This is a genomic window from Thermaerobacter litoralis (genome assembly GCF_054654595.1).
In genome coordinates, this window is record NZ_BAAIES010000009.1 from 605,501 (window position 1) to 620,126 (window position 14,626).

At 74.4% G+C, this 14,626-nt stretch carries 12 protein-coding genes; all 12 read right to left on the reverse strand.

Annotated elements, in window-relative coordinates; all coding sequences use genetic code 11:
• On the reverse strand, positions 1–312 hold the full coding sequence (gene rplU, locus ACYQ02_RS09630) for a 50S ribosomal protein L21 (protein WP_460040216.1): 312 nt from the start codon (positions 310–312) through the stop codon (positions 1–3).
• 228 nt (positions 313–540) lie between these two features.
• The gene (locus ACYQ02_RS09635; protein ID WP_460040217.1) at positions 541–2,238 is read right to left on the reverse strand and encodes an Rne/Rng family ribonuclease; all 1,698 of its coding nucleotides are present in this window, start codon (positions 2,236–2,238) and stop codon (positions 541–543) included.
• A 388-nt stretch (positions 2,239–2,626) separates the two neighbouring features.
• A complete protein-coding gene (locus tag ACYQ02_RS09640; RefSeq protein ID WP_460040218.1) occupies positions 2,627–3,547 on the reverse strand; it encodes a site-2 protease family protein in 921 nt (306 codons plus the stop codon).
• 116 nt (positions 3,548–3,663) lie between these two features.
• On the reverse strand, positions 3,664–5,025 hold the full coding sequence (locus tag ACYQ02_RS09645) for a murein hydrolase activator EnvC family protein (RefSeq protein ID WP_460040219.1): 1,362 nt from the start codon (positions 5,023–5,025) through the stop codon (positions 3,664–3,666).
• A 304-nt stretch (positions 5,026–5,329) separates the two neighbouring features.
• On the reverse strand, positions 5,330–6,472 hold the full coding sequence (rodA, locus tag ACYQ02_RS09650) for a rod shape-determining protein RodA (RefSeq protein ID WP_460040220.1): 1,143 nt from the start codon (positions 6,470–6,472) through the stop codon (positions 5,330–5,332).
• A gap of 270 nt (positions 6,473–6,742) precedes the next feature.
• Positions 6,743–7,102, reverse strand: coding sequence for a cell division topological specificity factor MinE (gene minE / locus ACYQ02_RS09655; protein WP_460040221.1), 360 nt, complete (start codon positions 7,100–7,102; stop codon positions 6,743–6,745).
• A gap of 96 nt (positions 7,103–7,198) precedes the next feature.
• Entirely contained in the window at positions 7,199–7,993 is a 795-nt protein-coding gene (gene minD, locus ACYQ02_RS09660; RefSeq protein ID WP_460040222.1) for a septum site-determining protein MinD, read from the reverse strand.
• Between the two features lie 71 nt (positions 7,994–8,064).
• Positions 8,065–9,429 carry a septum site-determining protein MinC gene (locus ACYQ02_RS09665; RefSeq protein WP_460040223.1) on the reverse strand — a complete coding sequence of 455 codons (1,365 nt, stop codon included), beginning with the start codon at positions 9,427–9,429 and terminating at the stop codon, positions 8,065–8,067.
• 303 nt (positions 9,430–9,732) lie between these two features.
• Complete coding sequence (gene mrdA, locus ACYQ02_RS09670) at positions 9,733–11,760, reverse strand: penicillin-binding protein 2 (RefSeq protein ID WP_460040224.1); 2,028 nt, start codon at positions 11,758–11,760, stop codon at positions 9,733–9,735.
• Positions 11,757–12,293: a hypothetical protein gene (locus ACYQ02_RS09675; protein WP_460040225.1), complete on the reverse strand. Its 537-nt coding sequence runs from the start codon at positions 12,291–12,293 to the stop codon at positions 11,757–11,759. Before ACYQ02_RS09675 ends, mrdA begins: the two co-directional genes overlap by 4 nt.
• Entirely contained in the window at positions 12,290–13,513 is a 1,224-nt protein-coding gene (mreC, locus tag ACYQ02_RS09680) for a rod shape-determining protein MreC (RefSeq protein ID WP_460040226.1), read from the reverse strand. The genes ACYQ02_RS09675 and mreC overlap by 4 nt, the downstream gene beginning before the upstream one ends.
• 45 nt (positions 13,514–13,558) lie before the next feature.
• Positions 13,559–14,599, reverse strand: coding sequence for a rod shape-determining protein (locus ACYQ02_RS09685; RefSeq protein WP_460040227.1), 1,041 nt, complete (start codon positions 14,597–14,599; stop codon positions 13,559–13,561).
• Positions 14,600–14,626 lie beyond the last annotated feature (27 nt).

Consider the following 14,626-nt stretch of genomic DNA (forward strand, 5'->3'; position numbering starts at 1 on the left):
TCACGCCTCGATGCGGTCGATCTTCACCCGGGTGAAGGCCTGGCGGTGACCCCGCTTGCGCCGGTAGTTCACCTTGGGCCGGTACTTGAAGACGATGATCTTGCGGTCCCGGCCGTGGCCCAGCACGTGGCCCGTGACGCGGGCCCCCTCGACCACCGGGGTCCCGATGCGGAACTCGTCACCCTGCTTGACCGCCAGCACCCGGTCGAAGACCACCGTCTCGTTCTCGCCTGCGGGCAGCTTATCCAGGCGCAGCACGTCGCCTTCCTGCACCCGGTACTGCTTGCCCCCCGTCTCGATGATGGCGTACATGGCGTCACCCCGCCTCCACCTGGCTGCGTTGGCTATCTCGCGCGCTCCCAGCCGGCGGTTCACGGGGTGCGCCCCCGCGGCGCCGGCCGGCCGGCGTGGCCGGAAATTTGGCCGGAAAAGGGCAGAAAAAGGGGCCCCCGCGCAGCCGGGGCCTTCACAGCGCTAGTATTCTAGTCGCCCGGGGCCAGGGGTGTCAAGGCAAGCGGGGCCCTTCGGTGCACGCGGCGCTCAGGAGACCACCTTTGCCCTGGCATAGGTGCGGTAGGCGCGGGTGATCTCCACCACCACCCGCTGGCCCACCCGGTTCCCGGCGCCCTGGATGTCGATCACGTACCCCTCCAGGCGCGCGATGCCGTCGGCCTGGTTGGTGGCGTGGCGCTCCTCCACCTCCAGCTCGAGCCGCTGGCCCGGATGAACCGGCAGGGCCTGCCGCTCCACCTCCGCCCGGCTCCCCAGGGCGACCAGGTGCATGGCCTCCAGGTGAACGTCCTCCCGGCCCCGGATGAAGACGCTGCGCCCCGTCTCCCGCTCCAGCTCCCGCAGGTTCGCACCGCCGGGGCCGATCAGCAGGGACGCCACCGAGGGGTGGACCTCCACCAGGATGGCCTCGCTGGGGGAGTGGCGCAGGATGCGCTTGATCTCCCGGCGCACCCGGCGCGCCGCGCTCTCCTCGCTGAGGACCCGGCCGCGGCCCTCGCAGTAGGGGCACTCCCGGGTCAGCTGCTCCAGCAGGCTGCGCCGGCCCTTCTTGCGGGTCATCTCCACCAGCCCTAGGGCGGTGATGCCCAGCACCGTGGCCTTGGTGTGGTCCCGGGCCAGGTGCCGCTCCAGCTCCTGGACCACCCGCTGGCGGTGGGCCGGTTCGTCCATGTCGATGAAGTCGATGACGATGATGCCGCCGATGTCCCGCAGGCGGAGCTGGCGCGCGATCTCGGCCGCAGCCTCCATGTTGGTGCGGAAGACGGTGTCCGCCAGGTTCTTCGACCCGACGAACTTGCCGGTGTTGACGTCGATGGCCGTCAGGGCCTCGGTCTGGTCGATCACCAGGTAGCCGCCGCTCTTGAGCCAGACCCGGCGTTTGAGAGCCCGCTCGATCTCCTCGTTGATGCCGAATTGCTCGAACAGGCCGGCCTCACGGTTCTGGTAGAGCTGCACCCGGTCCCGCAGGGGGATGGCGAAGGTGGCCATGAGGTCCAGGATCCGCCGGTACTCGGCGGGATCGTCGATCAGGACCCGGTCGACCTCCGGCGTCAGCATGTCCCGGACCACGCGGAAGACCAGCCCCAGGTCCCGGTAGAGCAACACCGGGGCCCGCTGGCGCCGCGCCCGCTGCTGGATGTCGGCCCACAGGCGGGTGAGGTACTCCACGTCCCCGCGCAGCTCGGCCTCGCTGCGGCCCTCCGCCGCCGTGCGGACGATCAGGCCCGCGCCGGGCGGCTGCAGGGCCTGGGCCAGCTGCTTGAGCCGCTGGCGCTCCTTCTCGTCGTGGATGCGGCGGGAGACCCCGACGTAGTCGACGCCCGGCATCAGCACCAGCAGCCGGCCGGGCAGGGTGAGGTGGCGCGTCACCCGCGCGCCCTTGGTCCCGGTGGGCTCCTTGGTGATCTGGACGATGATCTCCTGGCCGGGGTGGAGGATGTCGGTGATGGCGGCCTGGCGGAGGTCGTCGGGCAGCTCGTCGTCGTCGGCCTCGTCGCCGCGGGGGATGGCGTCGGCCACGTAGAGGAAGGCGTTGCGTTCCAGACCGATGTTGACGAAGGCGGCTTGCATGCCGGGCAGGACGTTCTCCACCCGCCCCTTGTAGACGTTCCCCACGACCCGCTGGGTCGACGGCCGCTCGTGGTAGACCTCGACCAGCCGGTCGTCTTCCAGCACGGCGACCCGTGTCTCGTCGGGTTCCACCGTGACCAGGATGGACTTGTTCATGAAAAACCACTCCAAACTTGTAGATAAGCTCAGTTTAATCCATCGGCGGGCCGTCATCCACGCCGCCCCGGAGCACCGCCCCGGCGCGCCGCCCCGCGGGCCCGCTGGCCGCCGCGCCACCGTACGCCCTGGCGCGCTGCTATGGAGAAATATGGCGGGCACCGGCTCCGGCAATGCGACGGGAAAGGCGGGTGGTCACGACAGAACTCGATGGCGGCGACATGGGGCGACAGCAAGGGAGGACCGTACCGGATCTCGGGGTCCTGTGCGAGGCGGCCCACGCGACACGGGGCGACAGCAAGCGAGGACCCCCTTGCGGGACGGCGCCCCCGAGGAACCCGTGCGGGACGACACTCCGGCCGCCCATGGACCGGCCCCGGCCGGGGCATCAGGGACGCCACTCCAGGAGGTCGCGCACCGGGGCATCCAGACCCAATTGCAAAATGCCGCGCAGGAGCAGGCCCTCGTCCACCTCGCCCAGGGTGCGCTGCTGGCCGTCGACCACCACGATCTCGTGGTAGCTGCCCGGGCGCAGGGCCTCGGCCACCTGGCGCAGGCTGGTGGTCTCCAGGGCGATCAGGCGGTGGACGGGCAGGAGCCCCACCCGCCGCAGTCGTCCCCGTTTGGTCCACAGGCCGCGCAGGGCGGTGACGCCGACCCACTGCTCCTCCCGCGCGGTGCCGACCCAGATGGTCACCGAGGCCGCCAGCAGGTGGGGCGCCAGGACCTGCCAGTAGAAGGCCAGGGCCGTGGCCGCCGCCAGGGCGACCGCCACCCCGCGCCCCAGCCGGCCCAGGGTCATCACCGCCTGGCGCGGGCCGCGGGTCCGCTTCAAGAAGGCCAGCAGGATGCGGCCACCGTCCAGCGGCAGGGCGGGCAGCAGGTTGAACAGGGCCATGGTCAGGTTGGCCGCCTGGAAGGGAGCCACCCAGGGTCCCTGGAGCCAGCCGGCCTGGTGCAGGGCGATGCTGCCGGCCAGCAGCAGCAGGTTGTTCAGCGGCCCGGCCAGGGCCACCACGGCTTCGACCAGGGGTTCCCGCCGGCCCGGTCCCCGGATGTCGGCCACGGCGCCGTAGGGCAGGAACTCCAGGCGGGCGATCTCCAGGCCACAAAGCCGGGCGGCGATCAGGTGGGCCAGCTCGTGGGTCGCCAGGACGGCCAGCAGCAGGAGCAACTGCCCGGGCAAGCCCAGGACCGCCGCCAGGGCCACCAGGACCAAAAGCAGCGGGTGGACGAACACGGCCACGCCCAGGAAGCTGCCCAGGTGCAGGGGCCCTCGCCTCCTCGCGTCCGGCGCCGGGCGGGTCACGAACCCCAAGCCTCAGGCCGGCCCACGCCCGGTGGCGGGCGGCGCGGTGCAGCCAACGCCGCGCCGGCGGGCGATGCGGGTCCGCGGCGCCCGGTGGTCGCCCCTGGCCAGGTCCTTTAACTGCCGCCCCCGGCCGGCAGGTGGAGCTCCGGGTCGACCGCCTGCCCCCGCTGGCGCATCTCGAAGTGCAGGTGGGGACCGGCGCCCTCCCCCTCGGCGGCCACGGCGGCCAGGACCTGGCCGGCCGCCACGGCGTCCCGGTCCCGGACCACCACGTGATCCACCACGGCGTAGCGGGTCACCCACCCGCCGCCGTGGTCGACCTCCACCATCCACCCGAGCCCGGCCCGGTCGTACCACACCCGGGTCACGACCCCGGCCGCCGCCGCCCGCACCGCGGTGCCAGCGGGCGCGGCGATGTCGATGCCCTCATGGAACCGGGGCGCGTCGCCGTCGTCCAGGCGCCAGCCGAAGGGTTCCGTCACCCGGCCGTCCACCGGCCAGTCCCAGGATGGCTCCCAATTCTCCCGGGACGAACCGGTGTCGTGGGACGAACCGGCGGCGCCGGCCGAACCGCCGCCGGGGGACGAACCGGCGCCACCGGCCGAACCGGTGTCGCGGGACAAACCGGCGTCGCCGGCCGGACCGCCGCCGGCCGAACCGCCGGGCTCGGTCCATTCCCCATTGCCGGCTGCAGACGGATCGCCGGGCCCGCCGCCCGATGGGGCGGCGGGCAAGCCGGCGGCGGCACCCGCGGAGGGATCCCCCGGGAGAGCCCCGGGGGTGGGGCCGCTGCCCGCGGCGCTTCCGGCGCCGCCGGCGCCGGAAGCGCCGGTGGGCCCGTGGCCGGCGCCGGAAGCGCCGGTGGGCCCACCGCTGGCGCCGGACCCCGCCGGGTCCGGCGCCAGCGGCGCCAGCGCAGGCAGGCTCCCGCCGGGGACGCCGGCGCCGGCCGCGCCGGCGTCCCCGGGGGCGGACCCCAGGACGGCCTCCTGCAGCCACCCACCGCCGGGCAGCCGCGCCAGCCACTGGGCCACCTGCGGGCGCTCCAGCCAGTTGGCTTCCACCAACCGTCCCGCGGCGCGGGCCCAGGCCTCCCCGGCGTCCCCGGGCAACCAGCGCCCCGCCACCAGTGCCAGGGCAAGGCAAAGGGGTACCCACCAGCCCGCGCCGTGGCGCGCGCCGGGCATCCAGCCGCCGGGGGGCGGCACCGGACGGGACCCGGGCGGGCCGCCGGTCCCGACCCCGGCAGGACCCTCCACCCCCGCTCCCGTGGAAGCGGCCGGGCCGGGGGCGACCGTGGTCTCCGGCGCCGGGAAGGCTGCCGGACCGGCGTCGCCGGCGCCGGCCCCCAAGGTTCCGTTCCCGGCCGGACCCACCGCCGCCGGCTCGCCAGGAACCGCGGGGGTGCCGGGCCCACCGGACCCGGCCTGGGGGCCGCGTTCGTCCCGTTCTCCGCCTGCGCCTGGGGACACCATGGGCCGTCCCTCCGGGCGCAGTATATGGATACCCGAGCCATCCCTATGCTGGTCGGGCGGCCGGACCCTGGGTCCACCCCCGCGGCCCGGGGTCGCCTTCGCCGCCACACCCCGGCCCGGAGCCCGCCGCCGCGGGACGGCCCCGGCAATGGGGGCACCAGAGGGTGCGGGCACGCGCTGGCAGCGCAGGCTCCCAGGGTGCAGGCGAGCCGCTGGGGTAGCCTGGGGTGCCTCCGCCAGTGGGGTCACCGCAGGTGCCGCGGCCGATGGGCTAGCCGGTGGGGCGTCAGCACCGGTGGGACATTCAGAAGAGGATCTTGTGCCGGCGGGCGTAGGCGCTCATCAGCAGGCCCAGGCTCAGGCAGTTGGTGATCAGGTTGCTGCCGCCGTAGCTGATGAACGGCAGCGGCAGGCCGGTGATGGGCATCAGGCCCACGGTCATCCCCGCGTTGATGATGAAGTGGGTGGCCAGCATGGAGACGACCCCGGCGCCCAGCAGCATGCCGAAGGTGTCCCCCGCCTGGGTGGCGTCGTGGAGGGCCCGCAGCAGCAAGCCCAGAAGCAGCAGGACCAGCACGGTGATGCCCACGAAGCCCAGGGTCTCGGCCGCCACGGCGAAGATGAAGTCGGTCTGGGGCTCGGGCAGGAAGCTGGTGGCCGTCTGGCTCGCCCCGGTCAAGCCCTGGCCGAAGAGCCGGCCGTTGCCCACGGCCAGGCGCGACTGGAGCACGTGATAGCCCGCCCCCAGCCCGTTCTGGCCGTCGTTGTAGGGATTGATGAAGACCACCAGGCGCATCAGCTGGTGGGGCTCGAGCAGGGAGAGCTTGTCGGGAAAGCGCAGCTGGGCCCAGACCAGGGCCACGGCCGCCGCCAGGCCGGCGACCGCCAGGCCGAAGAGCCGCGCCGCCGGGTAGCCGGCCATGAGCAGCATCCCGCCGGCGATGCCGAAGAAGACCAGCACCGTGCCCAGGTCGGGCTGCTTGAGGACCAGCAGCGCGGGCGGGACCACGATGGCCAGCACGGGGGCCAGGTCCCACCAGGTCCAGGGGCGGTCCTCGTGGCGGGCCAGCCAGTCGGCCAGCACCAGGATCAGGATCGGCTTGACGAACTCCGCCGGCTGCAGGCTGATGGGGCCGGCGTTGATCCAGCAGCGGCACCCGTTGGTCTCCGGGGCCACCACCAGCATGGCGGCCAGGCCTACCAGGGCCGCGCCGTAGAGGTACCACTGGATGCGTGGCAGGGTGCGGTAATCGACCCACAGGGTCACGGCCAGCATTAAGGCCAAACCGGCCGCCGCGAAGATCGCCTGCTTCTCCACCAGGTCGACCATGCCCCGCGCCCGGACGGCGACGGCGATCAGCACCAGCCCGCAGGCCATGAGGACCATGACCAGGGCGATCAAGGGCAAATCCAGGGTCTTGAGCAGGCGACGGTCCAGCAAGCCCACGGGCTTCCCTCCCTTCCGCGCCATCGGGGCGACCGGCGGCCGGCCGTTCCCGCCGGCCCGGGACACCTTCCGGTCCGGGCCCCGTTCACCGGTGGAACCGGCAGGCCGGTGGCCGGCGGGGCGCCCGCACGCCACCGGCCCCTCCCATGATAGCAGCCGGCGCCGCCCTAGGTAGGTGGGGCTGCCTGCCGCCGTGGGCCGCTGGCAGGGGCTGCCGCCCCGCCGGGATGCCCCGGATGCCCCCCGGCTGGGCCGCGCCACTGCGGGCCCTCAGGGTTCGCCGTCGCCCGCCGCCAGGGGCCGCCGGCGCACGGCCCGCACGGGGATGCTGGCCACCAGGGCCACCGTCGAGGCCTCCCGGTGCAGGCTCACCTCCATGGCCGAGCGGTCGACCTCCAGGTAACGGGAGATGGCGCGGATCAGGTCGTCCTTCAGCGCCTCCATCAGCTCGGGCTCCATGTCCACCCGGTCGTGGACCAGCATCAGCTTGAGCCGTTCCCGGGCGATGTCCTTGCTGGCCATCCGGCCGGAGCCCCCTCCCGCCCCACCGCCGGCGCGGGACCCCGGCGCGCCGCCTTGCCCGGTCGCGGCGCCGCCGCGGCCCAGGACGCGGGCCAGAAGCTGGATCACCCTTCATCCCTCCCCACGATCCCACGGCCCCGGGCCGGACCCGGGACCTGGACGGTCCGGCTGCGGCTACCGTGCCGCCCAGGCGCGGCCGCCGGCTCAGGCCCCGCCCAGGAGCCGCCGCAGCCGCCCGAACAGGCCGTGTTCCTCCTTGAAATCGGGGAAGGGGACCTGCTCGCCCAACAGCCGGCGGACGATGTCCCGGTAGGCGCGCCCCGCCCGGCTGCGCTCGTGGGCCACCACGGGCTCGCCCCGGTTGGTGGAGTCGACCACCTGCTCGTCCTCGGGCACAACCCCGATGAGCTCCACGGCCAGGACGTCCAACACGTCCTCGACCCCCATCTGGCGGCCCTGCTGGACCATCTCCGGCCGCAGCTTGTTGATGATGAGCCGCGGAGACGCGAGGCCCTCGGCCTCCAGCAGGCCGATCACCCGGTCGGCGTCCCGGACCGACGACACATCGGGGGTACAGACCACCAGGGCCTCCTGGGCGCCGGCGATGGCGTTGCGGAAGCCCTGCTCGATCCCCGCCGGGCTGTCGACCAGCACGTAGTCGAACTCCTGGGCCAGCTCGTCGCACAGGGCCTTGAATTGCTCCGGCTGGACCGCCGACTTGTCCTTGGTCTGGGCCGCCGGCAGGAGGAACAGGCCGTCGAAGCGCTTGTCCTTGATCAGCGCCTGGCGCAGCCGGCAGAACCCCTCCACCACGTCGACCAGGTCGTAGACGATCCGGTTCTCCAGGCCCATGACCACGTCCAGGTTACGCAGGCCGATGTCGGCATCGACCAGGACCACCCGCTTGCCCGTCAGGGCCAGGGCCGTGCCCAGGTTGGCGGTGGTCGTCGTCTTGCCGACGCCGCCCTTGCCCGAGGTGATCACCAGCGTCGTGCCCAAGGCGTCCCCTCCTCTTTGGCGGCCCCGCCGCGGGCCGGATCCCCTCCCGCGGCCGGCGGCCTCCCGCGGGTCTACCCTCCGGCAACCCTCCGCGCCCCGTCCCGCCCTGCCCGGTCCTGCTCCTGCCGGCGCTGCCAGAACCAGCGGGCGGGGTCGAAGGGCTCGACCAGCACCTGCCCGTCGCGGACCCAGGCGATCTCGGGGCCGCGCGGCGCCGCCGTCCCGCGATGGCCCGTCGACCGTCCACCCGGCCCCACCGCCGGGGACTCGCCGTCGGGCGACCGGCCGATCCGGCGGCCGATGCGCAGCTGGACGGGCTCCATCACCAGGGCGGCCACCACGGCCTGCTCGTCGCCCTTGAAACCGGCGTGGACCGTCCCCCGCAGGCGGCCGAAGACCACCACGTCCCCGGTGGCCATGACCTCGGCCCCGGGGTTGACGTCCCCCAGGATGACCACGTCGCCGTCGTAGACCAGCCGGTGGCCCGAGCGCAAGGTTCGCCGCACCACGACCCCCGCCCGGGTCCTGCCGGCGCCCCGGACCGCCCGGGCTGCGACGCCCCCGGACGGAGCGCGCCCCGCCGCCGTGGTCCCGGCCCCGGGGGCGACCTGGGCTCCGGTCCCCGCCGGCGGGGCGGCAACCCCGCCCGCCGGGGGCGGGACCGCCAGGGCGGGCCCCGCCGGCACCGCCACCGCGGCTCCCGCCGCCCCGTCCCCGGCACCGCCGGTCCCGGCGGCCGGCCCCGTGGCGGTGGTGCTGGAGGCTGTTGTGGACCGCGTCGCCTCCCCGGCCCCGCCGCGGCGGCCGCCGGCGGAGGAACCGGCCGCGCCGGCCGCCGGGGCCGGTTCGTCCGGCGGCGTGGCGCCCGGGATCGGCGAGCCCTCCCGGGCGGTCCCGGGGAAGGCAGGCTCCCCCGGGGCCCTGCCGGCGCTGTCGCCGCCGCGGGCCGCGCCCCGTCCTGCGCCCTCGCCGGCAGCCCCCGGCGTGCGGCGGCGCCGGGCGGGTGCGGCGGCCGGGCCGGCCCCGCCGCCGTTGCCGGGCCCGGCCGGCCGGGGTCCGTGGGCCGCCGGCTCGCCCGGGGGCCGGGATGCCGGGATCTCCTCCCGCACCGCCCACCCCGGCGGCATGGTCCATGGGCCCCCCCCGGGCGGGCGGGATGGGCTCCGGCGGCCCCCGGCCTCGTCGACCTGCTCGGTGATCACGTGGAGCAGGCGCGCGCCGCCGTAGCGGCTGACCAGGCCTTCCAGGGCCATCACCTGATCGGCGGTGAGCTGCATGCGGCCCGTATCCAGCACCAGGGCGGGGCATTCGCGCAGGCTGGGGTCACCCGCCAGCATCCGTTCCAAGGTGGTGCACAAGGTGGGGAAGTCCAGGTCGCCGGCCAGGGAGACGATCACCTCGTCCCCGGCCCTGATCACCTGCGGCGATCCCTTCACCGCGGCCCCCCCTTCCAAACCGGCGCTGACCGCTCCTTCGCCCCGGGGGGGACAAGTCCTGCCGCGAACGGTGTCGCAGCGCCCCGGCCGGCCGGCGCAAAGTTCGGCAGGAGGCGGCACCGGCGCCGGTGGGTGTCGCCGGCCGGTTGGACCCGGGCCGGCCGGCAACCGGCGGCGGCCCCGGCCGGCGACCCCCGGGGAACCCGGGAGCAGCCACGGGGCCCGCCGCCCGGCGCCGGCGAAGCCAGCACCGGGAAGCCGACCGGGGCCGGCGCCCCCGCCCCTGGCCCCTGTCCCGGGGCCTCAATCGGCGGGGACCACCGTCGCCCCCCGGGCCGCGTCCTGGTGCGCCTCCTGGGCCGCCTCGGTGGCGTTTGCCGGGAGGCCGTAGCGGCCGGCGAAGTAGGCATCCAGCATGGCCCGGGCCACCGGGCCGGCGGCCAGGGCCCCACCGCCGCCGGCGTGGACCACCACGGCCACGGCGATCTCGGGCTGCTCGCCCTTGCCGGCCGGCGCGAAGGCGACGAACCAGCCGTCGTTCTCCGACTCGGGCAGGCGCTCCCCGACTTCGGCGGTTCCCGTCTTGCCCCCGGCCACGTAGGGCGCGTCGCGGAAGACGCCGTAGGCCGTCCCGTACCAGCCGCCGTTGTCCTGGGTCACCGTCACCATGGCCTCCCGCACCCGCTCCAGGTAGGCGGAAGGGATGTCCACGGTGTTCAGGGGATCGGGCTGGGCCTCCCAGAGGACCCGCCCGGTCTGGGGGTCGCGGATCTCCTGGACCAGGTAGGGCCGGTAGCGCGTGCCCCCGTTGGCCAGGGTGGCGATGTACAGGGCCATCTGCAGGGGCGTGAAGGCGTGGTAGCCCTGGCCGATGGCCGCATTCAACGTGTGGCCGCCGTACCAGGTGGGATCTTCGGGTTCCAACCGCGCCTTGGTCTCCGGCGACCCCAGGGTACCCGCCTTGTCCCCCGGCAGGTCCCGGAGGCCCGTGGGCTGCCCCAGGCCGAACTGGGTCGCCACGTCGACGATGGCCTCGATGCCCGCCCGCTGGCCCGCCTGGTAGAAGTACACGTTGCACGACCGGCCGATGGCCTTGTCGAAGTCGACGCGGCCGTGGGCCTGCCAGTCGCCGTATTCGTGCCCGGCGTACAGGTATTCGCCGCTGCAGTACACCGAGCCTGGCAGCACCCCCCGCACCATGGCCGCCAGGGCCGTGATGGGCTTGAAGGTCGACCCGGGCGCCCGGGGATACAGGGCCAGGTTCAGCAAGGGGCCCAGCACCGGGCGGCCCCGGTACTTCTTGTCCCAGGTGTTCTGCTCGTCGATCCGGCGGTTAACCTCGGCATAGCGCGGGTCGCTCGGTTCCATGAAGGCCTGCCGCGCGTAGTCGTTGGGGTCGAAGGTGGGGTAGGAGGCCATGGCCAGGATGGCCCCGGTACGCACGTCCACGGCGACAGCGGCACCGTTGCGCGCCGGGCAGGGGCAGGGATTCACCTGCAGCTCCCGCAGCTCCTGAATCCGCCGGGCCAGGGCTTCTTCCGCCGCCTTCTGGACCCGGGCATCCAGGGTGAGGACCAGGGTGTTGCCCGGCCGGGGCGGCACCGCATACCGCTCGGCATCGCCGCCCAGCAGCAGGTGGCGGGACTCGTCGCTCAGGGGGCGGCCCCGGGCGTCCACCTCCACCAGGCGCTGGCCGTCAACGCCCGTCAACCCCTGAAGGGTGCGGCCGTCAGGCAGTTGGACGGGGCCGTTGTAGGTGGCCTCGATGCCGCTCTCCCCGACCAGCTGCCACGGCCGCTTCCCTTCCCGCACGTAGCCCAGCACGTGGGCGGCCAGGGTGCCACCGGGATAGGTCCTCAGGGGCTGGGGTTCGACCAGCACCCCCGGCAGCCGGTCCCGGTTCTCCGCCAGGGCGGTGATCTCCGCCGGCGTCAGCTCCGCCTTGAGGCGCACGGGGATCTCGGGCACGGGCCGCACCCGCAGCTGCGCCTCCGCCTCGGTGATGGCCTCCACGGGGATGCCCAGGATCCGGCTCAGCAGCTGGCGCGCCGCGGGGTCGAGCCCCTCCCGGGTGTAGACGAGATAGGCCGAATAGGCCGGCACGGAGGTGGCCAGCACCTGCCCCCGGCGGTCCAGGATCTGGCCCCGGGGCGCCGGGACGTAGACCTTGCGCAGCCGCTGGCCGGCGGCGTACTCGCTGAGTTCGTCCCCCATGACCACCTGCAGCATGTAGAGGCGGCCCAGGAGGATCACCGTCCACAGCACCAGGAGCCCCATCAGGATGTTGCGCCGGCGCAGGCGCTGCCGGCGGGCCAGTTCCTCCGGGTTCATGGCCATCCTCCCCGCCAGCCGCCCGGGATCTCCGCCTCCCGGGCCTCCCGTTCCCGCCGCTCGATGCCCAGGACGAACCGGAACAGCAGGGGCGCGACGACCGCCGCCGCCACCAGCTCCGGGACCAGGGACCGCCACCACCCGGCCACGTCCTGCACCGTCACCGGCAGGCCCGCAGCCGCAGCCACCAGGAGCCCGCGGGCGGTCTCGGCCAGGCCCGTGAAGGCCACCCCCAGGGCCGGCGAGAGGCCGGGCACGTCGCGGTAGAGGCTCTCCCCGGCCTTGCCCGCAGCCCAGCCCGCCGCCGCACCCAGCAGGGTCCAGGAGCCGACCAGCCGGCCCGTCCAGAGATCGAGCCAGAGGCCGGCCACCGCCCCGACGGCGATCCCCTGCCGGGGACCGTAGACCAGGCCCGTGGCGGCGGCCAGCAACAGGGGCAGGTGCAGCCGGGGCAATCCGGCGGCCGGGACCAGGGTGACCTCCAGCCACAGGGCCAGGAGCCCTAGCAGGGTCCAGCGCAGGGGCCGCCTCATGGTGTTCCCCTCCCGGCCGCGGTCGCCCCGGCCGCTGCTGCCGCGCCCGCGCTCATGCCCCAAGCCCCGGAGGCGGCATCGTCCCCGCCCGCCGCGCCCGCCGGCTCCCCGCCGCCGGGCGGGCTCCCGGCGGGCTCCGACGGCCCGCTACCCGAGACGGTCCCGCTGCCGCCGCCTCCCCCGTCCGCCGGGCCGACCGGGACCGTACCGACGCCCTGACGGGTGTCTTGCCCGCCCGACGGCGCCGTACCCCCCGGCCCTCCGGAGGGCGCGCCGGTCCCCCGGCTGACGCCGGGCTCCCCGGCCCCCGGCCCCAGCTCGCCGGCCCCGGCAGCCGGGGAGCCCGCTACGGCCGCCGGGCCACCGCCCGGCGCCGCGGCCGTCCCGCCGCCGACCGGCGCCAGCCCCTTGCGGGCGGGCTCCAGCAGCAGCACCGCGGCCAGCCGGTTCAAGGGCGCACTGGGTTCCACCGTCACCTGGATGCCCAGCCCCGTGGGATCCCGGCCGACGGAGGTCACCGTACCGATGGGAAGCCCCGGCGGGAAGACCGGCCCGAGCCCGGAGGTCACCACGTCGTCGCCCACCCGGACGTCGGCGTCGGCTGCGAAGAGGGTCATCACCAGTCGGGGCAGGTCCCCACCCCGCCCGTAGACGACCCCCGCTTCGCCGCTGCGCCCGATCAGGGCGCCAACACCGCTCTCGGGATCGGTGATCAAAAGGACCCGGGCGCTGTGGGGCGTCACCGCCACCACCCGGCCCACCACGCCGCCGGGCACCACGGCGACCATGTCGGGTTCCACGCCGTCGGCCGAGCCCTGGTCCAGAGTGATCTCCTGGTACCAGCGGTCGGGCGTTCGCCCGGTGACCCGGGCCGCCAGGACCGCGTCGGGCCGGGCCTGTTTCAGACCCAGCAGTTCCTCCAGCTGGCGGTTCTCCCGCTCCAACTGGCGCACCTGGGCCTCCACGCCCCGCAGGCGCTCCAGTTCCTCCCGCAGTTGCTGGTTCTCCGCCTCCAACCGGGTCAGGGTGGCCACGGTCCGGCCGATCTCCCCGGCGCCCCGGGCCATGCGCGCCGCAACGCCGCTAAGGGGCGCCAGCACCTCCTGCAGCGCCCCTTCCAGCAAGGTCGACCGTGGCCGCAGGTGGCGGGTAGCCGCCATCGCGCCCCCCGCCAGGGCCAGCACGAGGACCACGGCCAGCAGCCTGCGGAGCCACGGCACCATTGCGCTTCCCGCCCCTCTCTCCCGTTGCCGGACGAACCGGCCTCAGGCCAGGCGGCGCGAGGTTGCCAGGCTCCGCTGGACGTTGTCGATCACATCCAGGTACTTGCCCGCACCGAGAGCCACCGACAGCAGGGGGTCTTCGGCGATGTGCACGGGCATGCCCGTCTCCTCGGCCACCCGGCGATCCAGGCCGCGCAACAGCGAACCGCCGCCGGTCATGACGATGCCGCGGTCCATGATGTCCGACGCCAGCTCGGGCGGCGTGCGCTCCAGCGTGACCTTGATGGCGTCAACGATGGCCGCCACCGTCTCCGAGAGGGCCTCGCGGATCTCCGCCGCCGTCACCTCGATGGTCTTGGGCAGGCCGGTGACCAGGTCGCGGCCGCGGATCTCCACCGAGCCCTCGTCGTCCATGGGATACGCCGAGCCGATGGCGATCTTCACTTCCTCGGCGGTCCGCTCGCCGATCAGCAGGTTGTAGTTGCGCTTGACGTAGTTGACGATGGCCTCATCCATCTCGTCGCCGGCGATCCGGATCGACCGGTGGGTGACGATGCCCCCCAGGGAGATGATGGCCACCTCCGTCGTCCCGCCGCCGATGTCGACGATCATGTTGCCGGTGGGCTCGTGGACCGGCAGGCCGGCCCCGATGGCCGCCGCCATCGGCTCCTCGATGGGATAGGCCTTGCGCGCCCCCGCCTGCTCGGTGGCGTCCACCACGGCCCGCTTCTCCACCTCGGTGACGCCGGACGGCAGGCAGATCACCACCCGCGGCCGCACCAGGGACCGGCCGCGCAGGGCCTTGCCGATGAAGTGGCGCAGCATGGCCTGGGTGATCTCGAAATCGGCGATGACGCCGTCCTTCATCGGCCGGACGGCGATGATGTTGCCGGGCGTGCGGCCGATCATGCGCTTGGCCTCTTCGCCCACCGCCAGCACCTGCTTGGTCTCCGCCTGGACGGCCACCACCGAGGGCTCCTGGATCACGATGCCCCGGCCGCGGACGTACACCAGCGTGTTGGCCGTCCCCAGGTCGATGCCCATGTCGCGCGAGAAGTAACGGTATACCGATTCCAGCACCACCAACGCCCCCTGACCGTGCCGCCTTCC

Bases quoted from the DNA above. Each gene is read 5' to 3' on its own strand.
- rplU (WP_460040216.1), bottom strand. From the start codon at position 312: ATGTACGCCATCATCGAGACGGGGGGCAAGCAGTACCGGGTGCAGGAA.
- ACYQ02_RS09635 (WP_460040217.1), bottom strand. From the start codon at position 2,238: ATGAACAAGTCCATCCTGGTCACGGTGGAACCCGACGAGACACGGGTC.
- ACYQ02_RS09645 (WP_460040219.1), bottom strand. From the start codon at position 5,025: ATGGTGTCCCCAGGCGCAGGCGGAGAACGGGACGAACGCGGCCCCCAG.
- mrdA (WP_460040224.1), bottom strand. From the start codon at position 11,760: ATGAACCCGGAGGAACTGGCCCGCCGGCAGCGCCTGCGCCGGCGCAAC.
- ACYQ02_RS09675 (WP_460040225.1), bottom strand. From the start codon at position 12,293: ATGAGGCGGCCCCTGCGCTGGACCCTGCTAGGGCTCCTGGCCCTGTGG.